Consider the following 19,957-nt stretch of genomic DNA (forward strand, 5'->3'; position numbering starts at 1 on the left):
TTGCATGCCCGAGACCGCCGCATCACGCCCCGCCTCGACGATCCTCCTGCTGCGCGACGGCGCGAAGGAGGTAGAGGTCTTCATGATGGTTCGCCATCATCAGATCGAGTTCAATTCGGGCGCGCTGGTGTTTCCTGGCGGCAGTGTCGATGCCGGCGACAACGAGATTGTCGCCCGGTCCGACCTGTATTCGGGCGGCGAGGGCCTCAGCGAGGCCGATCGCGGCTTCCGCATCGCCGCGATCCGCGAGACGTTTGAGGAGAGCGGCATTCTGCTGGCGCGGCTGAAAGGCTCGAGCGCGCCGGTCGATGCCAAACGCGCCGGCGAGATCGCGGAGGCGCATCGCGTCGCGCTCAACGAGCACAAGATCAGCTTCCTCAGCATTTTGGCCGACAACGGCCTTCAGCTCGCGCTCGATACGCTCGTGCCTTACGCGCACTGGATCACGCCGGAGGGCATGCCCAAGCGTTTCGATACCTGGTTCTTTCTCGCCGCCGCGCCGCCCGACCAGCTCGGTGCGCATGACGGGCGGGAGTCGACGGATTCGATCTGGGTGTCGCCGCGCGAGGCGGTCGAGGGCGGCGAGAGTGGCCGCTTCAAGCTGCCATTCCCGACCACGCGCAACCTGATCCGGCTCGCGAAGCAGGGGAGTGTCAATGCGGCGCTCGACCATGCCCGCGACATGTCCATCGTCACGGTGATGCCGGTGATGACCAAGACCGAAAGCGGCCGTCAGCTCCGCATTCCGCGCGAGGCCGGCTATGACGGCGAAGTGTTCGAGGTCGGCGCCGTCGGCTGACACACTTCGATACGCAGCGAATTATCGACGAGCACAGCCGCGGTAAGTTCCGTCCCTCGGGAGCAGGACGGAACGCGTGACATGGACAGCCGGCAGGATACCAACATCACCGTCGAGCTGGCACTGCTGGTCGCGCTCGCAACGCTCTGGGGCGGCTCCTACACCTTCATCAAGCTCGGCGTCGCCACCATTCCGCCGATCACCCTGATCGCGGCGCGCACCGCGATCGCCGGCCTGCTGGTGCTCGCAGCGATGCAGGCGCGCGGCATCAAGATGCCGACGGACGCCGCGACGTGGCAGCGCTTCGCCTTCCAGGCCGTGCTCAACAGCGTGATCCCCTGGACGCTGATCGCCTGGGGTGAGCGTCATGTCGATGCCGCGCTCGCCACCATCCTCAATTCGGCCGCGCCGATTTTCACCTTCGTGTTCACGGCCATCGTGACCAGGCACGAGGCGACGACGCCGCGCAAGCTGGTGGGCGTGGTCGCCGGCATGGCCGGCATCTGCCTGATCGTCGGCGTCGATGCGTTCCATGACGTCGGCCGCGGCATCGTGGCGGAAGCAGCCATCGTCGCCGCCACCATCTGCTACGCCTGCGCCGCGATCTTCAGCCGCGGCTTCAAGGGCCTCGATCCGATGGCGCCCGCCGCCGGCTCGCTGCTTGCAGGGACGGCGGCCCTGATCCCGGCCTCGCTCGTGGTCGAGCAGCCCTGGACGCTGTCACCGTCGCTGAGCTCGGTGCTGGCGCTGCTTGCGCTCGCCGTCTTTTCGACCGCGGCGGCGTTCGCGATCTACTTCCGCCTGATCCAGACCCTCGGCTCGGTCGGCACCACCGCGCAGGCCTATCTCCGCGTGCCGATCGGGGTCGCCATCAGCGTCGCCTTCCTCGGCGAAACCTTGAGCCAAACCGTCTGGATCGGGCTTGCCTGCGTCGTCATCGGCGTCGCCGCCATGACGATCCCGGCCTGGGGCCCGGCGAGCGTCAAAACGTCCTGATATCGAGTGGTTAATCAGGGGGGAGGGGAAGGCGGCGGACTGCAATATTAAGGATATTCCGAGGGCCAAGGCATGTTTCCCCGGGGCCGCAATACGTCGTATATTGGGCCGCCAGGAGCCCGGTCCAGCACAAATGTCCGCCGAATTGACGCCGAACCCCGAGAAGAAGCGCATATTTTCGCTTTCCATCGGCCAGCTCACGTTCGGCAGCTTCATCCTGGTGCTGGCGGTGATCATCGTCACCTCGACCGCGAGCGTGATCGCGATCCGGCATATCGATTCCACCTTCGCCGAGTTGCAGCGTCTACAGAGTGTCGGTGACCTCGCCGAGGACATCGACCGGCGCATGAACGAATTGCGGCTTGCCGCGCGCGACTTCGTCACCGATCCCGGCGCAGGCATCCAGTTCAAGCAGGTCGGCGAAGCGGCCGCGACGCTCAGCGACATCCTGAAGAAGACCCGCATCGAGCTTGCGCCCGAGCAGCAGGACATGATCGACGGGGTCACCGAGCGGCTCGCGACCTATCGCAGCGGGCTGGAGCGGATATCGACCCTGATCGACCGGCGCGCCCAGCTGCTCGCCGGCCTGCCGCCGCTGCGTGACCAGTTCGACGCGGCCGTCGCCGCAATTGCGGATCGCGAGCTCGCATCCCGCCTGTCGGAGGCGCAGAGCCGGATCGCGCTGGGGCTGCTCGCGCGCAATCCGTCCGCGGCCGAGCAGGCCGCGCAGAGCATGCGGACGATGGACATCACCGACGCCAAACTGAAGTCGGCCGTGAACGACTACGCCGAAGCCATCATCGCCGTCGCCGTCCGGGAACGGCAGATCGCGGATATCGATCGCGAGGTGCTGGGCACCGAGGGACGGCTGATCGGGCGCGTCACCGAGCTGCTGCGCGAGGTCAGCGCGCGGCGCGGCCATGTGCTGTCGCGCGACTTCGCCCGCACGCTGACGGAGGCGCGGTGGCAGAGCATCGTGCTCGGCACGATCGGCGTCCTGATCGGCATCGGCGCGGCGTTGTTCGTCGTGCGGCGGACCGTCCGTCCGCTCGCCCAGATCGCAAGGTCGATCCGTGCGCTCGCGGCCGGAGAGAAGCAGACCTCGATTCCGTCGGCCGACCTCGACAACGAGATCGGCGACATCGCGCGCGCGGCCGAGGTATTCCGCCGCGCGCTGGAGGAAGCTGACATGGCGCGCGAGGCGGCGGTGCGCGCGCTGACCGAGCAGCGTCTCGCCGAGGAGAGCTACCGCAAGCTGTTCGAGGGCTCGGTCGACGGCATCTACGTCACGACCCCGGCCGGAGACCTCCTCAACGCCAATCCGGCACTGGCGCGGATGATGGGCTACGACAGCCCGCAGCATCTCATCGACAGCATCAACGACATCGCCCACACGATCTACGTCCATCCCGAGGCCCGCGAAGAATATCAGCGGCTGATGGAGCGCGACGGCATGGTGCGCGAGTTCGAGTACCAGGTGCGCCAGCGCAGCGGCAACATCCTGTGGCTCTCCGACAGCGCGACCGGCGTGCGGGACGAGCAGGGCAGGATCGTTCGCTACGAGGGCACGCTGCGCGACATCACGGACCAGAAGCGCGCGGAAGACGCCATCGCCGAAGGCCGGCGCCTGTTGCAGCAGGTCATCGACACCGTGCCGGCCGTCATCAACGTCAAGGACCGCGATCTGCGCTACGTGCTGATGAACCGCTACATGGCCGGCATCTTCGGCATCGAGCCCGGCGACGCGCTCGGTCGCACCACCGCCGACCTGATGTCGCGTTACGGTGCCGCCAAGACCGACGAGAACGACAAGAGGGTGCTCAAGTTCCGCAAGGGGCTCGGCTTCTACGAGGAGGAGTACAAGGACTCCTCCGGCAACATGCGGCAATGGCTCGTCAACAAGCTGCCGCTGCTCGATACCGAAGGCGAGATCGAGCGCATCGTCACCGTGGCGCTCGACATCGGCGAACGCAAGCGCGGCGAGCAGGAGATGCGCAAGGCAAAGGAGGCCGCCGAGACCGCGCTGCGCAATCTGCGCGAGACCCAGGCTTCGCTGATCGAAGCGGAGAAGCTCGCGGCGCTCGGGCGGCTGGTCGCCGGCGTCGCGCATGAGGTCAACAATCCCGTCGGCATCAGCCTCACGGTCGCCTCCGCGCTCGAGCGCAAGACCGCGATGTTCAGCGCCGACGTCGAGCGAGGCGAACTGCGCCGCTCGACGCTCAACGATTATCTCAACACCAGCCGCGATGCGTCCTCGCAGCTCGTCGCCAATCTCAACCGTGCCGCCGAGCTGATCCAGTCGTTCAAGCAGGTCGCGGCCGACCGCAACTATTCGGATCAGCGCACCTTCGACCTTGCCGACCTCACCGAGCAGGTAGTGTTGAGCCTGCGGCCGGGCCTTCGCAAGCACAATCTGACGCTCAATGTCGAGTGTCAGCCCGATCTGACCATGAACAGCTATCCCGGCCCGTACGGCCAGGTGCTGACCAACCTGTTCCTCAATGCTGTGGCGCACGCCTTCCCGGACGGGCGGCCGGGGATCATCGACATCCAGGTGCGCGAGTCCGGCAAGGACAATGTCGAGATCATCTTCTCCGACAATGGCTGCGGAATGAGCCTCGACGTGCGCCGCCGTGCCTTCGATCCGTTTTTCACGACGCGGCGCGACCAGGGCGGTACGGGCCTCGGGCTGCACATCGTCTACAGCATCGTCACCAACAGGCTCGGCGGGCGGCTCGATCTGGATTCCGAGCAGGGCGGCGGTACGCGTATCCAGATGATCCTGCCGCGCACGGCGCCGATCGAGCAGGCGGCGGAGTAGCTAGTGCATGATCCGGAAAAGTGTGCAGCGGCTTTCCCTCGCGACAAATGCGGGACGCGTTTGCGCGGAGATCATGCTCAAACAATAACCCAAAGCGCGATGAGGATACGTCCCAACGTCATCGCGCTTTAGTCCACGTCTGCAAGCTTGTGCAGTGTCGCGCCGAAAATCTGGCTGGCCTTGCCGACGAGCGCGGTTCCCGTCATTTCCGCACGCGTATTCGTGAAGGTGCCGCTGACGCCGATACCGACCGGGGCAGGGCCGCCGAACAGCGGATTGTCGTCGTTCCGCGGAGAGGTGTGCCGCTGCACCAGCACCTCGCCCTTGAAGGTGTTGTCCCTCACCTTGTAGCTGCCGGTGTAATAGAGATAGGCATCGCCGCCGAGGATCTTGCCGTCGCGGAAAAGAATCACGCCGCTGCCCTTGCCGACTCGACCATCGAGCAGCGTCACGTGAATCGAATAAAGGCCATTTTTCATTACGTCCCGCAGCCGGCCCACCTTCGCCCCTTGGCGTACCGGTCCAGCTTTTATGCCAAAGCACGTTCGCCCGCGCAACGCGGCAGTTTTCTGGCCGGCAGCTTCGGTCGATGCCGCGAGCCGTAGTTGTCCCGGCTTGTGTGTGACGCGAATATGACGGTCTCATACTGAAGCGGGACCAGTCGTTGCGAATCAGAGTTGGCCCGCGAAATGCATAACCATCATTGCACTGGCCGCGGGGTGCTGGAGCAAGACGAACGTGACCAACTGGATCAATTCCGGCGGTGATGAGCCGCGTCTGTACGGTACGCGTCCCACGAATTGCGAAGCAGAACGGCGGAGAGTTGGCCGCGCGACACGCTGGCGTAGCGCGCGCGGGCTGGGCTGCGTGTTCCTCCTGCTTGCGCTCGCCGCGCCCTTCGGACACGCGCGCGATCGCGGCCAGTTCGTCAACACCAATGCCGACCTGAAGGCCTGGTTCGACGGACTACGAAGCGGCAAGGGACCATGTTGCTCCGATGCTGACGGTTCGGCGATCTCGGACTCCGACTGGGAGAGCAAGGACGGGCACTATCGTGTCCGCGTCCCGCGCTATGACTATGTGACCGGCGGCCAGCAGCAGGAACTCGTCTGGGTTGATGTGCCCGAGGAAGCCGTGATCTCGGAGCCCAACCGGGTTGGACGTACCATGGTATGGCCGATCTACGGCTACATGGGCGTCACCATCCGCTGCTTCATGCCGGGCAGCATGACGTAGTCTCGATGCGTAGAGCTCGGGCTTGGCCGAGCCTGATGCGGCCTTGCCGCGTCAGGTATACTTCTTGTCGCGCTCGAGCAGTTCGATGGAGATGCCTTCCGGACCGCGGATGAAGCAGATTCGGACGCCGGGCCGGATCGTCGTCGGCTCGCGCGTGAACTCGACGCCCTTGGCCTTGATCTCGGCGGCGACGGCGTCGATGTCCTTCACCGTGAGGCCGAAGTGATCGAGGCCCTGATGGGGGTGCGGCGGCGGCGGGCTGACGGCGCTTTCACCCTCCAGCGGCGCAATGAAGATCTTGGCACCGCCAAGGTTCACGTCGATCCGTCCCGGAGCGCGCACGATCTCGCCACCGAGGATATCCCGCAGCCAGGCCGCCGTGGCCTCCGGATTGGGGCTGCGCAGATGGACGTGATCCCAAGTGACGACTGGCATTTCATTTCCTCCCGACGGGGGCTTGCGATGTTGCAGTGCATGATAGCGATCCCGGTCGGCGATCGCCACCGTCCTTGCCGGATTCGCATGAGCGCGGGAACCATAATTCGTCCGCTGGATTAAGGTCAGCAGTGGCCGAATCCATCATCGAAAAGCCGTCTCGGCCTGAGATGAAGCGCGACACTAGAGACATGCTTCGGCCGCTATCGGTGACGCACCCATGAACGCAGGGTTTGACCGGATCGGGTTGCGACGCTTCGCTGGGATCGGCGACCGTCTGGCGCGGGCCGCGACGATCGCAAGCGTTTCACTTGGCCGAAGCCTCCTGTGGCTCCTGGCAGCACTTGTTGTCGGATGCGGCGTTTGGATGCTGATGCCTTCCTCCAAAGGCAACAGCGCTCAAGGCGAGTCGGGGAAATCCGAGTTGGCGGCCGTTGATCCCGCTCCGGCCACATCTCCTTCTACTAACCAGGCCGGAACGGCTTCGGCACCCTCGGTGGCCCAAACCCTGGAGGCAGCGGGGCTCGATCGTCTTCGGATTTCCTCCCAGACCTGGCGGCGCGGCGGGCTTGGCTCAAAAGCTTTGGTGACCTTCACCTTACGCAACGACAATGATTATGCCGTGAAGGACCTCGAGATCGTCTGTGCCTTTACCCGGCGCGACGGCAGCCACCTGACCGATCGCAGCCGCGTGCTTCCCGAAACCGTGAGCATGAGGAGCCGCAAGACGTTTGCGCACGTCGCTGTCGGCTTCATCAACGTTAATGCCGATCAGGCCAAATGTTCCCTGGTAGCAGCGCGGCGCGCGTGAAGTGCCGCATGTCCCGGTAGCGGAAAAGTTACTGTCATTGCGGGCATAGATCGAAAAACTTGGCGGCGCCGTTGAACCGAACGGCCGGCGAAGGAACCAATTAAAGGATCGCCGGTTGAGGCGGAGTGCTCACGCATGGATGCGCGCGAGCGGAGCGATGCCAATGCCCATCTTTCGGTATTTCATGTTCGTCGGTGGAGCGTTGCTCGCACTGTTATTGGCGGCGAATTTCGTCCTGCCGGCGCCACCTGCTGTGCAGGGTATTGCGACCGCAAGCAACGACCCGCCGCCGATCCGGATCCGGTCGGATCGCCATCTGCCGGAACGAGTCGTGCTCGACACCAGCCAGCCGACGATTGCTGCGCCTGCCGTGCAGACGGCCGCTGTCGCCGCACCGCAGCCGGTGCAGGCGAGCGCGTCACCCGCCCTGAATGAAATGTCGGCGAAGGCGCGGGTGCGCGAGACCTTCGCGCAGTTCATCCCGAGCGAGCCGAAGTCAGCGGCAACCGCCGTCAAGAAGGTGCAGCCCAAGCGCAAGATCGCGAGGGCCCGGCCGGCGCAGCCGACCGGCAGGCCGATGATGCTGGTGGCCCAGCAGCCGCATTTCGGCTTCTTCAACATGACCTGGTGAGTGCCGCGATCCGCCCTTAGCGGGGCGGGCAGGGCTTTCTATTGTCAAGTCTCTCTGCTAATTCGAACACATCCGAACGGTACGCTTGGCGATGGCTCACCCGCCGCCGATCAGGCTATCTCGGTGACCGGCCCGGCGTTGGGCCGAAGCGCTCGTAGCTCAGCTGGATAGAGCATCGGATTTCGATTCCGAGGGCCGGGAGTTCGAATCTCTCCGAGCGCGCCAGTTTGGAATCCGCTATCGCCGCCCAAATCCCTCGATTCTTCGATTAAGCCGTCACGTTGTCCGAATTGAGCGCACTGTCTATGGTCCTCACCACGACCGGGAGGCTAAAATGTCGAAAAGGTACGCTCCTCGTCTTTCCCTGAGGAGCAAAATGGTAGTTTCAATCTACCGTGGGGCCGCGTCGTCATGTTGCGCATTCCGGTTTGCCTCCTGTTTCTAGGTCTCGGCGCGATCTCCGCGGCGGCTGACGACAACGGCCTCGCGCTATTGGACTTTTTCGAGAAAACCTGCGCTCGGCGGCCGGCTCTGCCAACGACGCTCCAGCGTCTGGCGAAGGCGGCCGGTTTCGAGAGTGAGCACGGCGATCTCACTCCGGATATGGAGAGCGGCGACGAGCTTGACCTAATTTACTTTGCGAAGCTTGTGCGAGGCGCGGCGACCTTCAAGCTGGACGCTTATTTCTCGGGAAGCCGTGGCGCGCCTTCGGTCAGTTGTACGATGACCACGAGTGGCGTGAATGGGCAAGACCTCGCCCCGGCGATCGAGGCGGCCGAGGAGGTTACCTCGCCCGGCACCGAATTCTCGAAAGATGGCGTGATCGGCAAGCTGAACTGGACATTCGGAGCCGCCGGCGGGAATGACCGGCTGGAAATGACCTTCCGACGCGACGAGCCGCGCCGTACGTACCTGAATTTGACCTACCAAATCCGGAAGCCGTGAAAAGCAGATTATCGCCGCCAGCACGGGGCTGCCGATCAAGACATTCTGGCAGGCCCTTCGTGTTGGATGCCGTCAGTGCGGCATTTCCCCCTGAAATCATCAGTCAGCTCGTCGGACCTGGATTGAAAACGAAGCTCATCACGTCAATCCTCGGGATTGATCGGCACAGCCACTATCAATGGGTGGCGGACCCCGTTGCGATATTGGGACGACACCCGCCAACGAGGCGTAGTGCAAGATCGCAGGCCGTCGCAGTATCGCCGGTTGTAGCGCGTGGCTAGCCGCGGCATCATAGCGCCACGGCGAAGCAATGGTGCCCATCTTCATCGGCCGTGGCGCGCCACAATACGCCGGGGGCGCAATTCGGCCTCTCCGCACGCCGCAGCTCAAAATACCAAGTGGACCCTCGGGTGAGCGATGCCGCCACCGCTTCGTCCGGCACGCGCCAGCTTGTTTGGCCAACCAGAGAATGGTAACCTCTGGTTGACTGGCGCCGTCCAAACGACTTCGTCCGCATGCATCAGCGGGGGGTACGGGCCGGCGGGAGGAAAGCGATGGCGGACCAGGTCCCCTGGCACCTTTCCGGTGACTATTTCGAGAACTGCAGTTGCAGCATCGTGTGTCCGTGTCTCGTGTCAGCGGCCGCCCCGTTGACCTCGCGACCGACCGAGGGCTTTTGTAACGTCCCACTGATCTTTCACGTCGAGAGTGGCCGCTATGGCGACATCGCGCTCGATGGACTCAATGTTCTGGTTGTCCTCCACGCGCCTGGGGTCATGGCAGACGGAGATTGGTCGGTGGCCGCCTATATCGATCAGCGCGCCGACGATGGGCAGACCGAGGCCCTAGCTGCGATCTTCACCGGCGCTGCCGGTGGTCCCATGGCCGCCTTCACACCGCTGATCAGCAAGAACCTGGGGGTGCGCAAGGTCCCGATCACATTCCGGATCGACGGCAAGACGCGGTCGGCTGAAATCCCGGGTATTCTGCACATGTCCGTCGATCCGCTGCCGACCATGCATCCGAGCGGGGAAATGTGGGCGAACATCGGCCATCCGGTTAGCCCCGACAACATGGTGATGGCGGTCGGCGCCCCCGGCAATACGTTCAGCGATCATGGCATGCGCTGGGATAATTCCGGCAAGAACGGCCTCTATGCGCCGATCCGCTGGTCGAACCAGGCGTGATGCGGCTCGCAATGCGGCTCGCAATGCGGCCCTGTGACAAGGCCAGCAACATCGATCGCAAATGACTGACAGCCCCCTGGAAACCGTGCTGCGGCGCGATCGCTGGGTCGTCGGCGGCGCGATCGGGATCATTGTCGCGCTGGCGTGGGGCTATGTGCTCTGGCTCGCCAACGACATGGACATGGGCGGCATGGACATGACCGGGTTTCGCATGATCCCGGCGGGGATCGGAATCATGCTGCCGGCAAGCGAGCCATGGCGAGCGATCGAGTTCGCGTATGTGTTCCTGATGTGGGCGGTGATGATGGTCGGAATGATGGCGCCCTCGGCCGCGCCCATGATCCTCATGTACGCCCGCGTGGGTCGACACGGGAAAGCGCAGGGCAAGCCGTTCGCTGCGACCGGCTGGTTTGCGGCCGGTTATCTCCTCGCCTGGACCGGCTTTTCGCTGGCAGCAACCTTTATCCAATGGGTCATCGAGCGGGCGGCCCTGCTGGATTCCCGCATGACGATCGCCAGCAACCTGCTCGGCGCAACCGTGCTGATCGCGGCGGGAGTCTATCAATGGACACCGCTCAAGGACGTCTGTCTCGCCCAATGCCACTCACCGTTTCTGTTCCTGATGCGCCACGGCGGCTTTCGCGACGACATACGAGGCTGCCTGCTGCTGGGGCTTCGGCACGGAGGCTATTGTGTCGGCTGCTGCTGGGTTTTGATGGCGCTTTTGTTCGTAGGCGGGGTGATGAACGTGCTCTGGATTGCGCTTTTGGCGCTGCTTATCCTTTTGGAGAAACTTGCGCCGGTCGGACGCTGGATCGCGCGTGCTGCCGGCATTGCGTGCGTGGCCTGGGGCGCCTGGCTGCTGATGTCCTTGCCGCAGCGCTGAGCAACCTGCTTGATGTTCAGTTCGATTTGCCGTCAGCAACACCGCAAGTGCAACTCGATCTTGCCGTCCCTCCATTGCTTCCTGAAACCGCAAGACGCAGAGCGGACCGTACCGTTGCGGTCATCATGCGAAGCGGGCAGGTGTTGAGGTTCTTCGAATCCCGTCCAACCAAAGGGACCGATAGTCGATAGGAAGCGCCCGATGGATGCTTCCCCGCATCAACGCTCCCGGGTCATCGGCCGACCGGAGGCGAGATCGATGAGATGGACTCGCGTGCAGGCGGGACAGCTGAACGCCTCGACGCTCCGCCCCTGGAGCTTCGGCTGTCTCTCCAGGTGAGTTTGCACATTCATGCCCGTCTGGGGGCACTGGAAAACGATGAAATCCGCCATCGGCGCATGGTGGCGCGGCGGCATTTTTTCTCCTTGATCTAGATCAGTTTTGGAATCGGTCTATGTGCGCATGGCGCTCCCGATAGGTGGCCGAGATACGCCGCCCGGCAAAGGCGAAGGGGCCCGAAGGCCCCTTCAAATTTCACCAGCCGCGATAATAGCCGTAATAGCGCGGACCATAATATCTTGGGCCATAATATCTCGGGCCGCCGTAGCCGTAGTACCGTGGCGCGTAATATCTCGGGCCATAGTATCCATAATAGTCCGGGCGCTCCCAGCAGCGCCCCCAGGGATTGCAGACCAGGCGGACCTGCTCGGCGTCAGAGACCTGCGGCGCAGGTGCAATGGGCATGGCGGACGCCGCCGGCGATGCCGCAATGGCACCAAACAAGGACGCGGCAACGAGGCCAATGTTAAGCTTCATGTGATTTCTTCCTCCGCATACGCGACCTATATCGAAAGAGGTTCTGATCAAATTGTGGCGGAGCCGAAATGTAATGCTGATGAATAAATCTTCAGCCAGTCCGCCGCAGGCCTGATCTAACTCCGCCTGATTACTTCAGCTTTGGACTTGCCCCGCGGGCAGTAGCGAGAGCACCGGCATGTTTGATCTCGCGCAATTCGCATGGCGGGCTTCACCGTAAGCTTGTCGCGCTAGGCAGTCTTTCGAGCAATTCGAAGGCGTCTCGGACTGATCGCCCTGCGTCAGTCAGGAGAGGCGGGCCAGCAAATTTGTTTGGAGCAGTTCAATGAGCAAGATGAGAATCGACAAAGGCGACTGGCTCGTCGTGTGCGACGGGCGCAAGGCGCTCATCCTGGAGAATCTCGGCGACGAGATGTTTCCGAACCTTCATACCCGGGAGGTCCACGAGCAGACCAACCCGCCGACCAGCGCGCAAGGGACCGACGCGCCGGGCAGATTCGATGCGGCAGCTGGTGCACGCAGTTCGGTCGAGCAGACCGATTGGCATGACGAGGCCGAACGCGCCTTCGTGCGGACCCTGGCCGGCCGACTCGATACAGCTGTCAGTTCAGGCGAGACCTCGGCGCTGACCATGGTAGCCTCACCGCGCGCGCTCGGCATGATCCGCGCCGATTACTCCGACGCCGTGCGCAAGGCGCTCCAGGGCGAGGTCGGCAAGGACCTCGTCAAGCTCCCGGTCTACGAGATCGAAAAGCAGCTGCTGCTGTCGGGAGCCGCCAAATAAAGCTCGCGGGCGGGAGGTGGGCGCCCCTCAGAAGCAGGGGTGCCGGCGCCCGTCCTGGCCGATATAGGCGGCCGAGCTCTGATAGCAGTGGATGTTCGACGGGCCGTCGTAATAGGCGAAGGTGCCTGGGGTGATCCCGGGGCCGTAATTATGCAGATAGCTGATCGGATAGGGAAGCGGATGGGCATAGTGGCGGTGGTGCCGGTGATGCACGCGTGCCTCCGAGAGGCTGGAGGCAAGCGTTGCCGCCGACAGGACAGCAACCGCGGCAATCAGCTTCAACTTGCTCATCTCGATTCTCCGGAAGCGGCGCTAACAGACCCGTCTCTTATAGCCATTTCGGGCGGGCTGGGCACCCGTCCCAGGGCCGAAAATCGCCTTCGATCCCGGCGATTCCCGGCTGGGTGTGGCCGAAATACCCGGGGGCCGGCGCGACCTGCCCATTTTTGGCCTTTTCGGAATGCTTAACGAAATCCCCACACAAGTGTGACCAAAGAGAATTCGATCAAGATTCCGTCTGCCGGCCCCTTGGGGTGTTCTTCGAGGCCGGCTCATTCCTGCAGGGGCTTCCGCCGCCACTTTGCTATGCGCATCACGCTCTTAAGCCTGCTGTTGCTCTCCGTCGCCGCCACGCCGGCGCGCGCCGATCTGCACATCACTCGTGACCATGGCGGCTATGTCGAGGAGTACAAGGCGAAGTACCAGCGCGTCCGCGAAAAGGGCGAGCGGGTCATCATCGACGGCATCTGCAATTCGGCCTGCACGCTGGTGCTGGGCATCGTGCCGATGAACAAGATCTGTGTGACGCCCCGCGCGAGCCTCGGCTTCCACCAGGCCTATTACGACAAGGCCTTCACCTTCGGCATCAAGGTCACCAGCGCCGCAGGGACGTCCGATCTGATGTCCTACTATCCCGACACGGTGAAGGACTGGATTCGCCGCAATGGCGGGCTGACCACCGACATGAAGAAGATCAAGAACGGGGTCGATCTCTGGAAGATCGTCGATCCCTGTCCGACCGAATGGTGAGGGGCTGAACTGGACCGCCGTTCGAGCGGTCGGCCCTGCAGCGCAGCATCCGCCAAGGCAGAAATTCGCATTGCTGCACAGTCCCTGCTCGGGCAAGGAGGGCGGCAATGAATCATAATCAACACTCCCTGGCCGCGCGCGCGGCGCCGATACTGTTCGTCGTGCTCTGGAGCACCGGATTCATCGGCACCAAATACGTCATCAACAACGCCGACCCGCTGACCTATCTCGCCATCCGCATGGCGGTGGTCGTCTGCCTGATGGCTATCATCGCAGCGATCGCGCGACCGAAATGGCCTGACCGTATCGGCATCGCGCATAGCGCGGTCGCCGGCATCCTCGTCCATGGCTTCTATCTCGGCGGCACCGCGATCGCGATTGCGCATTCGATTCCGGCGGGATTGTCGGCGTTGATCCCGGGACTGCAACCGATCCTGACCTCGACCATCGCGAACCGCTGGCTCGGCGAGCGGGTGACGCCGGTGCAATGGGGCGGCCTGTTGCTCGGTCTCGGCGGCGTTGTCCTGATCCTGCACAATCGTCCCATGACGGGCGAGGCCGGCCTCGGCTGGCTCGCCTCGGTGGTCTCGCTGATCAGCATCACGCTCGGCACGCTCTATCAGCGACGCTACTGCAATCACATCGACTGGCGCGCCGGCAATCTCGTGCAATACGCCGCCGTGACGGTCTTCTTTGCGGCGGGTGCCTTCCTGTTCGAGGACCGCGTGGTGCACTGGACGCGGGAATTCGTGCTCGCGCTCGCCTGGCTTGCCGTCGTGCTCTCGATCGGATCGATCGGGCTGTTGTACTGGCTGATCCGCAATGCCGCGGCGACCTCGGTTGCGAGCCTGTTCTACCTGGTGCCAGCCGTCACGGCGCTGATGGCCTATGTGCTGTTCGGGGAAAGGCTCGACGCACTCGCGATCGCCGGCGTCGCGATCTGCGCGGCAGCGGTGTTCCTGGTCAACCGGCGCTTCTAGGACGGTCGGGCTGGAGCGACAGAATACACCCCTGACGTGTGTCGCCGTTCATGCTAGGCTGGGGCAACTTATTTCAGTTTCCCTTTTTCTTTCCCTTTCCAGTCGGTGATTTCCATGAAAAAGGCCAGACGTGCATTGCTCGGCAGGTCTATGAAGCCGGTTCGGATTGCCTGCATCAACTATGCCGAAAACACGATCAACGATCGGATGATGGAGAAGCTCACCGCCGCGCTCCAGAAGTGCTACGATAAGCATTTCCTGCCGGTGTGGGGCTATCCGGTCGATCTCCGCGTTGCCCAGGAACCGGAGCCGGTGGACTGGCAGCTGATCTATTTCGACGACGCTTCCCACAAGGGCATGCTAGGGCGCCACGAGCTGACGCATCGCGGTCAGCCGATCTCAAAGATATTCGTCAAGGCACTCGGCGATGAGCCGGTCAGCATGGCGGCCTCGCACGAGCTGTTCGAGATGGTGCTCGATCCCATGGCCAATCTGTGGGCCGAAAAGAACAGGAATACGCAATACGCCTATGAGGTCTGCGATGCCGTGGAGGAGGAGTCCTTCGTCGTCGACGGCTTTCCGATGTCGAACTTCGTCTATCCGTCCTGGTTCGAGCCGTTCGATCATCCCCGCGGCACCAAGTTCGATCACAAGGGATCACTGAAGGCGCCGTTCACGATGACCGAGGGCGGCTATGTCATCAAGAAGGTCAACGGCAGGAAGGTGATCAAAGCCTTCGGATCGCCTGAGAAGCGGCGTCGCTTCGCCAAGGAAGACCGGCGCGGTCATCGCAGCGAATTTCGCGATCCGAAAGGGGGGCATCACCCCGGCAGGCGCGCGTCCAAGCGGCGGGGCTAGGGCGGGCGAAGCCTCCGGGCGCTTGCACCCGGAGACCTGCTCTCGAGCCTGCGATCAGCGCTTGGTCTTCTTCGCCTTCTTTTTCTTCTTGGCGGTTTTCTTTACCGCTTTCTTCGCGGTCTTCTTGGCCGTTTTCTTCGAAGACTTCTTCGCGGTCTTCTTGGCCTTCTTCTTGGCGGCCTTCTTGGGCCCTGCCTTCTTCGCGACCGTCTTGGCGGCTTTCCTGACTTTCTTGACGGCGGTGACCGCGGCGTCCTTGGTCGCTTCCACGGCGGTGGTGATCGTCTCCATCGCCTGTTCGGTTACAGGCTTCTCATCGTCCATATCGTCCCCCAGGGTTTGAACGGAGCGATGACGATAGCGGAATTCGAAATTGTGTCAAAGCAACGCTCAACCTTTGCGGATATTTGCGTACGCAGCTAACGCGCGCTCGCGGCCCGCGCTGTGATCGATCATCGGCTGCGGATAGGTTGTGCCGAGCGTGATGCCGGTGCTCGCAAGCCCGATCGGCGTTGCCCGCCAGGGCTGATGGATCAGCTTCGTCGGCAGCGCCTTCAGCTCCGGCACCCAGCGCCGGACATAGGCTCCGTCAGGATCGAACCTGTCACCCTGGAGCACCGGTTTGAACACGCAGAAATAGGCTGCGGCGTCGGCGACTCTGGTCATTCCGGGGCGGTCCAAAGAACCGAACCCGGAATCTCGAGATTCCGGGTTCGATGCTCCGGCGTCGCGCTTCGCGCTATCCCGTCGCATCGCCCCGGAATGACGGTTGGTTATTTCGGCTGCGGCACGATCCGGATGTAGGGCTTCGGCTCCTTCCAGCCCTGCGGATAGATCGTCTTGGCCTCTTCGTTGGAGACCGAGCCAGCGATGATGACATCCTCGCCCTGCTTCCAGTCCGCCGGGGTCGCGACGCGGTGCTTGGCGGTCATCTGGAGCGAGTCGATGGCGCGCAGGATCTCCTGGAAGTTACGTCCCGTCGTCATCGGATAGACCAGCACCAGCTTGATCTTCTTGTCCGGGCCGATGACGAACACGTTGCGGACGGTCTGGTTGTCCGCCGGCGTCCGGGTGAGGGGATCGCCCGAGGTCGAGGCCGGCAGCATCTCGTAGAGCTTCGAGACGTTGAAGTCGGTGTCGCCGATCATCGGGTAGTTCGGCGCGGCGCCTTGCGTCTCCTTGATGTCTTCCGACCACTTGGTGTGGCGGTCGACCGGATCGACCGAGAGGCCCATCAGCTTGACGCCGCGCTGGTCGAATTCGGGCTTGAGCTTGGCCAGTGCGCCGAGTTCGGTCGTACAAACCGGCGTGAAGTCCTTCGGGTGGGAGAACAGCAGAGCCCAGCTGTTGCCGATCCAGTCGTGGAACTTGATCTTCCCTTCAGTGGTCTCGGCTTCGAAGTCGGGGGCGGTGGCGCCGATCGGAAGTGGCATGGTTCTACCTCATCGCATTGAATTTACTGGGAAATTCGCTCTTGCCGTCGAGCTCATTATAAGAGCTGGAACGGCCCAAGTGAACCGGTTCAAGTAAAATGTGAATTCCTTCTTTGAAGAGCCGATTTAATAGCATCTTTCTGTTACAGCGGCGCCTGCGGCGAAACAGCTCCACCGGAGGGACACGGGCTCGATTGCCCCGATAATGCCTTTTATCACTCCCATCACGCTCGCCCAACGTTCGATGGAACCGAAATGATCCTGACTGCGACTAATCGGCAACCATTGAGAAAAGTCGCGATCACCGTATCGAATCATTAACCACCCGTTTACGCCCGCATGAAAATGCTGGCCATCAGAAGAACTCTGGAAGTGAACTATGTCTGCCGCTGCGCCTAAGTCCGTTGAGTCTCCGTCCCTCGAACCGTCCTGCCGCGATACCGCGGCCCATGCGCTGACCATCGTGCGCGATGGTGTGATCACGGGCGAGGGCCCGACCACCAAGGGCCGGGTACATTTCTCCCGCTCCCTCGACGCCGATGACACCGCCTGGTGCTCGCGCATCCTGACCGCCGCCGCCGTCAATGACAAGCCGGTCAGCCGCGCCGAAGCCGAAGTTCTGTTCGAGATCAACGAGGCCGCAACCGAGCGCACCGATGGCGGCCGGTTCGACGACCTGCTTGCCAAGGCCGTCGCCCACTACGCCGCGAGCGCTTCGGGTCTGCCGGTGCCGCCGCGCAGCGTCGCGCTGTCGCAGGACACCGACATCGAGAGCTGGGCGCCGTCCTATGCGTCCAAGGTCAACAGCGAGATGCTGGAATGGATCGCCGGCCAGATGCGCGGCAAGCGCCAGAACAACCGCCGCCTGATGGCGATGGTGGCGACCTTCCTGGGCGCCACCGCGCTGCCTCTGGCGGGCCAACTGCCGAACGTGTTCGACATCGGCATGTAAGATTTGGGCATGTAGGATTTCCGCGCCTCTCATGAGCGCGACGATGCGGCGGGGNCCCCGCCGTTTTTTGTTTGCCGGCGTCCGGCTCCAGGCCAAGCGTGCGGCCCTGGAAGCCCGCAGCGTCGAAATAGCGCTGGCTGCCGACGCGCTGGACGTTGAGGACGGTCTGGAGCCCGTTCTCGGACATCTTCGACTTCTCGACGGTCTTGAATGCCTTCGGCACGATGCCGTTGGGCAGGGCCTCCGATATCACCCGGCCGACCAGGCCGCCGTTCTGCGAGCCGCGTAGCCCCATGAGCTGGGCGGCAGTCATTCCGACGTCGGCGTTGCTGACCGGCAGCTCGTCGACGAAGCCGGCTTTGAAGTCCGGTCCGATCGCGGCCATGAAGTTCATCGTGTCACCGCGGCTGAAGCTGCCATGCATGCCCTGGCCCTGGCGCAGCACAGTGTCAGCGACCTGCACCGAGCAGTTGGTCGGCGCCTCGCCGCAATCGCTGGCATAGGAGCGGAAGTTGACGACGATCGCCGGCGTCGGCGTCGCCGACTTGCCGCGCAGGTTGATGCTCGACAGCGGCAGGGTGCCGGGGAAGCGGCCGAGCGAGTCGTCGACGAACAGGCCGGAGACGTAGTCCTGTTCGAGCAGCGCCTTGATCGTCTTGGCCGCCAGCTTCTTGTCCTTGTTCGGCAGATAGATCAGGTCGGAGCCGCCATTGGTGGCGATGACGAGGTCGGGCTTGGTGGGATCCTTGCCGAGGACGCCGTTGCCGGCCTTCGGATGGGCGTTGCCGGTGACGGCGGCGTTCTTGTCGTTGGGGTCGAACAGCGGCAGGTCGAGCGCTTTCGCAAGGTCGAGCGCCAAAAAGCCCATCGGCAAGAAGTCCTTTGGCGTGTCGTCATAGCTGAGCTTGGCCGAGGGGCTGGTCTTGCTCTCCTTGGAGATGGTGGAAAATCCGTGGTCGGCCTGGATCATGATGTTGGTGTTGGCGGCGAGCCCAAGCTCGTCCAGCGCCTTGCGGATCTGGGCGAGGTTGTTGTCGGCGTTCTTGATGCTCGCCATCGTGCTCGGACCGTTGATGCCGGGCATGATCTGGTTGAGGCTGTCGCCCTGGTTATGCTGGGTGCCGTCCGGGTCGCGCGACCAGAACACCAGCACGAACGGCTTGTTGCGCGCCTTGAACATCGGCAGCACGACCTTGGTGGCAACGTCGGCGAAATAGGCCTGCTGCGCGACGTTGGCGACCGTGGTGCCGGGCGTCTTGGCATCGCCTGCCTTGCCGTTATCGCCGCGGCTGGGGGCGGCAAGGGCGAGGCCGGCCTTGGTCAGGGCCTCCTTCATCTCGTCCGACAGCGCCACGCCGTTCTTGCCGCCGGTGGAATCATCGATGACGATCGAATGTTTGCCGGCCTTCTCCGGATGATCGGTGTGGTCGAACTGGTAGGTCGGGCCGACCTTGCCGATCGCCGCCGTGCTCAGGCCCTTGTCGCGGGCCATCTTCAGGATGGTCTCTTCGTTGAGATAGTCGCCCTTGAAATGCTCATCGATGTCGCCGAGCACGGCGTCGTTCTCGATGAAGGGGACCACGGTGTCGCCGGCGGGGCCGGAGGTGTAGTTGGTCCAGATCGTGTTGGAGAACACGCCGGTGTCGCCGAGATAGTGGCCGGTCGAGATCGCCGAGCCGTTGGCCATGGTGAAGGTCGGGAACAGCGAATGCGAGTTCTTGAAACTGACGCCCTTGTCGCGGACCTCGGCCATCGCCGGCGCCGTCTCGGGCGTGACCTTCAGCGCGCGCAGTCCGTCAGGGATGAACAGGATCAGGTTACGGGGCGTGTTGTTCTGGGCGGAGGCAAGTCCGGTGGACAGCACTGTCAGTCCGGCGGACAGCAACACCAGTGAACGGCGCATAAATCTCTCCCTGCGGTGAGGCGGCTTGGCGGCCGACCGCGGCCGCTGCCTTCGTTTAGTTTTGCTGTATGACAGTTTTGTTACAAGGACTGTTACCCATGCAAGAGGGATGTGGGAGAGCGCTGCGCGACATGTCTGGCGGCGTAGTGAGGGTGCTGGCTGGGCGAGGGGGTGCTCTGACCCATAACCACAGGAGCCAGTTGTTGCGGGCTCTTGGGCCACAGCATGCTCCAACAACGCTGACCGGGGTAATGGGTCCTGGCTTCCGCCAGGACGACGGTGGGGCAACAGTGTACGCAACCGGCCCCGCGTGACGTGACGATCGCGATACGCCCCTCTTCCTTGGAGTGAGTGATCTATAATAAATTTCAGAATTCGAATAAAGAGAATTATTTGAGCGTCAATGTCTTGACCCCGGACTTGTGTGTTTTGCCTGTCGGGCAACGCAGGGGTCG

20 protein-coding genes, 1 tRNA gene and 2 pseudogenes are annotated in these 19,957 nt (G+C 63.1%); 15 read left to right on the forward strand and 8 right to left on the reverse strand.

Features of this window, described 5'->3' with window-relative positions:
* The first annotated feature begins 4 nt into the window (after positions 1-4).
* From AYJ54_RS05970 to AYJ54_RS05980, 3 genes are all read left to right on the forward strand, one after another.
* On the forward strand, positions 5-799 hold the full coding sequence (locus AYJ54_RS05970; protein ID WP_063697345.1) for an NUDIX hydrolase: 795 nt from the start codon (positions 5-7) through the stop codon (positions 797-799).
* Positions 800-880: 81 nt separating this feature from the next.
* Positions 881-1,795, forward strand: a complete 915-nt coding sequence (locus tag AYJ54_RS05975; RefSeq protein WP_063697347.1) for a DMT family transporter — start codon at positions 881-883, stop codon at positions 1,793-1,795.
* A gap of 133 nt (positions 1,796-1,928) precedes the next feature.
* Positions 1,929-4,616, forward strand: a complete 2,688-nt coding sequence (locus AYJ54_RS05980; protein ID WP_063697349.1) for a PAS domain S-box protein — start codon at positions 1,929-1,931, stop codon at positions 4,614-4,616.
* Positions 4,617-4,744: 128 nt separating this feature from the next.
* On the opposite strand, the gene AYJ54_RS05985 is transcribed toward AYJ54_RS05980, so the two are convergent.
* Positions 4,745-5,095, reverse strand: a complete 351-nt coding sequence (locus AYJ54_RS05985; RefSeq protein WP_063697351.1) for a GrlR family regulatory protein — start codon at positions 5,093-5,095, stop codon at positions 4,745-4,747.
* Positions 5,096-5,354: 259 nt separating this feature from the next.
* On the opposite strand from AYJ54_RS05985, the gene AYJ54_RS05990 reads away from it, so the two are divergent.
* A complete protein-coding gene (locus AYJ54_RS05990; RefSeq protein WP_063697353.1) occupies positions 5,355-5,852 on the forward strand; it encodes a hypothetical protein in 498 nt (165 codons plus the stop codon).
* Positions 5,853-5,903: 51 nt separating this feature from the next.
* Here AYJ54_RS05990 and AYJ54_RS05995 read toward each other — a convergent pair whose 3' ends face one another.
* Positions 5,904-6,287 carry a VOC family protein gene (locus AYJ54_RS05995; protein WP_063697566.1) on the reverse strand — a complete coding sequence of 128 codons (384 nt, stop codon included), beginning with the start codon at positions 6,285-6,287 and terminating at the stop codon, positions 5,904-5,906.
* 220 nt (positions 6,288-6,507) lie between these two features.
* Here AYJ54_RS05995 and AYJ54_RS06000 point away from each other — a divergent pair, with 220 nt between their 5' ends.
* The 6 genes from AYJ54_RS06000 to AYJ54_RS06025 all read left to right on the forward strand — a co-directional run bounded on the left by AYJ54_RS06000 (position 6,508) and on the right by AYJ54_RS06025 (position 10,747).
* The gene (locus AYJ54_RS06000; RefSeq protein WP_063697355.1) at positions 6,508-7,098 is read left to right on the forward strand and encodes a hypothetical protein; all 591 of its coding nucleotides are present in this window, start codon (positions 6,508-6,510) and stop codon (positions 7,096-7,098) included.
* Between the two features lie 163 nt (positions 7,099-7,261).
* The gene (locus AYJ54_RS06005) at positions 7,262-7,729 is read left to right on the forward strand and encodes a hypothetical protein (protein WP_063697569.1); all 468 of its coding nucleotides are present in this window, start codon (positions 7,262-7,264) and stop codon (positions 7,727-7,729) included.
* A 148-nt stretch (positions 7,730-7,877) separates the two neighbouring features.
* Positions 7,878-7,954, forward strand: a tRNA-Arg gene (locus AYJ54_RS06010).
* A 186-nt stretch (positions 7,955-8,140) separates the two neighbouring features.
* Positions 8,141-8,674 (forward strand): hypothetical protein, encoded by a 534-nt coding sequence (locus tag AYJ54_RS06015; RefSeq protein ID WP_063697357.1) that lies wholly within the window; start codon positions 8,141-8,143, stop codon positions 8,672-8,674.
* A 554-nt stretch (positions 8,675-9,228) separates the two neighbouring features.
* Complete coding sequence (locus tag AYJ54_RS06020; RefSeq protein ID WP_063697359.1) at positions 9,229-9,861, forward strand: DUF1326 domain-containing protein; 633 nt, start codon at positions 9,229-9,231, stop codon at positions 9,859-9,861.
* Positions 9,862-9,922: 61 nt separating this feature from the next.
* Positions 9,923-10,747, forward strand: a complete 825-nt coding sequence (locus AYJ54_RS06025; protein WP_063697361.1) for a DUF2182 domain-containing protein — start codon at positions 9,923-9,925, stop codon at positions 10,745-10,747.
* A 534-nt stretch (positions 10,748-11,281) separates the two neighbouring features.
* Here AYJ54_RS06025 and AYJ54_RS06030 read toward each other — a convergent pair.
* Positions 11,282-11,563, reverse strand: coding sequence for a hypothetical protein (locus tag AYJ54_RS06030; RefSeq protein ID WP_063697363.1), 282 nt, complete (start codon positions 11,561-11,563; stop codon positions 11,282-11,284).
* 325 nt (positions 11,564-11,888) lie between these two features.
* Between AYJ54_RS06030 and AYJ54_RS06035 the strand changes: the two genes are divergently transcribed.
* A complete protein-coding gene (locus AYJ54_RS06035; protein WP_063697365.1) occupies positions 11,889-12,347 on the forward strand; it encodes a host attachment protein in 459 nt (152 codons plus the stop codon).
* A 27-nt stretch (positions 12,348-12,374) separates the two neighbouring features.
* Here the strand turns inward: AYJ54_RS06035 and AYJ54_RS06040 are convergent, their stop codons facing one another.
* The gene (locus AYJ54_RS06040) at positions 12,375-12,638 is read right to left on the reverse strand and encodes a hypothetical protein (protein WP_063697367.1); all 264 of its coding nucleotides are present in this window, start codon (positions 12,636-12,638) and stop codon (positions 12,375-12,377) included.
* A 294-nt stretch (positions 12,639-12,932) separates the two neighbouring features.
* Here AYJ54_RS06040 and AYJ54_RS06045 point away from each other — a divergent pair, with 294 nt between their 5' ends.
* The 3 genes from AYJ54_RS06045 (at position 12,933) to AYJ54_RS06055 (ending at position 15,214) form a co-directional block, all read left to right on the forward strand.
* On the forward strand, positions 12,933-13,376 hold the full coding sequence (locus AYJ54_RS06045) for a hypothetical protein (protein WP_063697369.1): 444 nt from the start codon (positions 12,933-12,935) through the stop codon (positions 13,374-13,376).
* Between the two features lie 107 nt (positions 13,377-13,483).
* Positions 13,484-14,356: a DMT family transporter gene (locus tag AYJ54_RS06050; RefSeq protein WP_063697370.1), complete on the forward strand. Its 873-nt coding sequence runs from the start codon at positions 13,484-13,486 to the stop codon at positions 14,354-14,356.
* A 114-nt stretch (positions 14,357-14,470) separates the two neighbouring features.
* Positions 14,471-15,214 (forward strand): hypothetical protein, encoded by a 744-nt coding sequence (locus tag AYJ54_RS06055; RefSeq protein ID WP_063697372.1) that lies wholly within the window; start codon positions 14,471-14,473, stop codon positions 15,212-15,214.
* Between the two features lie 54 nt (positions 15,215-15,268).
* Here the strand turns inward: AYJ54_RS06055 and AYJ54_RS06060 are convergent, their stop codons facing one another.
* From AYJ54_RS06060 to AYJ54_RS06070, 3 genes and pseudogenes are all read right to left on the reverse strand, one after another.
* Complete coding sequence (locus tag AYJ54_RS06060; protein ID WP_063697373.1) at positions 15,269-15,538, reverse strand: hypothetical protein; 270 nt, start codon at positions 15,536-15,538, stop codon at positions 15,269-15,271.
* Positions 15,539-15,604: 66 nt separating this feature from the next.
* Positions 15,605-15,868, reverse strand: a pseudogene (locus AYJ54_RS06065) (FAD-binding domain-containing protein); the annotation flags it as partial.
* A 119-nt stretch (positions 15,869-15,987) separates the two neighbouring features.
* Positions 15,988-16,647, reverse strand: a complete 660-nt coding sequence (locus AYJ54_RS06070; RefSeq protein ID WP_063697377.1) for a peroxiredoxin — start codon at positions 16,645-16,647, stop codon at positions 15,988-15,990.
* 379 nt (positions 16,648-17,026) lie between these two features.
* Here AYJ54_RS06070 and AYJ54_RS52020 point away from each other — a divergent pair, with 379 nt between their 5' ends.
* The gene (locus AYJ54_RS52020) at positions 17,027-17,599 is read left to right on the forward strand and encodes a hypothetical protein (RefSeq protein WP_063697379.1); all 573 of its coding nucleotides are present in this window, start codon (positions 17,027-17,029) and stop codon (positions 17,597-17,599) included.
* A 55-nt stretch (positions 17,600-17,654) separates the two neighbouring features.
* On the opposite strand, the pseudogene AYJ54_RS06080 reads toward AYJ54_RS52020, so the two are convergent.
* Positions 17,655-19,502 (reverse strand): annotated as a pseudogene (locus AYJ54_RS06080) (alkaline phosphatase family protein); the annotation flags it as partial.
* Positions 19,503-19,957 lie beyond the last annotated feature (455 nt).

The organism is Bradyrhizobium centrolobii (assembly GCF_001641635.1).
Classification (GTDB): Bacteria; Pseudomonadota; Alphaproteobacteria; order Rhizobiales; family Xanthobacteraceae; genus Bradyrhizobium; species Bradyrhizobium centrolobii.

Coding starts and splice junctions, on each gene's coding strand:
- AYJ54_RS05970 (WP_063697345.1), top strand. CDS start 5: ATGCCCGAGACCGCCGCATCACGCCCCGCCTCGACGATCCTCCTGCTG.
- AYJ54_RS05975 (WP_063697347.1), top strand. CDS start 881: ATGGACAGCCGGCAGGATACCAACATCACCGTCGAGCTGGCACTGCTG.
- AYJ54_RS05980 (WP_063697349.1), top strand. CDS start 1,929: ATGTCCGCCGAATTGACGCCGAACCCCGAGAAGAAGCGCATATTTTCG.
- AYJ54_RS05985 (WP_063697351.1), bottom strand. CDS start 5,095: ATGAAAAATGGCCTTTATTCGATTCACGTGACGCTGCTCGATGGTCGA.
- AYJ54_RS05995 (WP_063697566.1), bottom strand. CDS start 6,287: ATGCCAGTCGTCACTTGGGATCACGTCCATCTGCGCAGCCCCAATCCG.
- AYJ54_RS06000 (WP_063697355.1), top strand. CDS start 6,508: ATGAACGCAGGGTTTGACCGGATCGGGTTGCGACGCTTCGCTGGGATC.
- AYJ54_RS06005 (WP_063697569.1), top strand. CDS start 7,262: ATGCCCATCTTTCGGTATTTCATGTTCGTCGGTGGAGCGTTGCTCGCA.
- AYJ54_RS06015 (WP_063697357.1), top strand. CDS start 8,141: ATGTTGCGCATTCCGGTTTGCCTCCTGTTTCTAGGTCTCGGCGCGATC.
- AYJ54_RS06020 (WP_063697359.1), top strand. CDS start 9,229: ATGGCGGACCAGGTCCCCTGGCACCTTTCCGGTGACTATTTCGAGAAC.
- AYJ54_RS06025 (WP_063697361.1), top strand. CDS start 9,923: ATGACTGACAGCCCCCTGGAAACCGTGCTGCGGCGCGATCGCTGGGTC.
- AYJ54_RS06030 (WP_063697363.1), bottom strand. CDS start 11,563: ATGAAGCTTAACATTGGCCTCGTTGCCGCGTCCTTGTTTGGTGCCATT.
- AYJ54_RS06035 (WP_063697365.1), top strand. CDS start 11,889: ATGAGCAAGATGAGAATCGACAAAGGCGACTGGCTCGTCGTGTGCGAC.
- AYJ54_RS06040 (WP_063697367.1), bottom strand. CDS start 12,638: ATGAGCAAGTTGAAGCTGATTGCCGCGGTTGCTGTCCTGTCGGCGGCA.
- AYJ54_RS06045 (WP_063697369.1), top strand. CDS start 12,933: ATGCGCATCACGCTCTTAAGCCTGCTGTTGCTCTCCGTCGCCGCCACG.
- AYJ54_RS06050 (WP_063697370.1), top strand. CDS start 13,484: ATGAATCATAATCAACACTCCCTGGCCGCGCGCGCGGCGCCGATACTG.
- AYJ54_RS06055 (WP_063697372.1), top strand. CDS start 14,471: ATGAAAAAGGCCAGACGTGCATTGCTCGGCAGGTCTATGAAGCCGGTT.
- AYJ54_RS06060 (WP_063697373.1), bottom strand. CDS start 15,538: ATGGACGATGAGAAGCCTGTAACCGAACAGGCGATGGAGACGATCACC.
- AYJ54_RS06070 (WP_063697377.1), bottom strand. CDS start 16,647: ATGCCACTTCCGATCGGCGCCACCGCCCCCGACTTCGAAGCCGAGACC.
- AYJ54_RS52020 (WP_063697379.1), top strand. CDS start 17,027: ATGTCTGCCGCTGCGCCTAAGTCCGTTGAGTCTCCGTCCCTCGAACCG.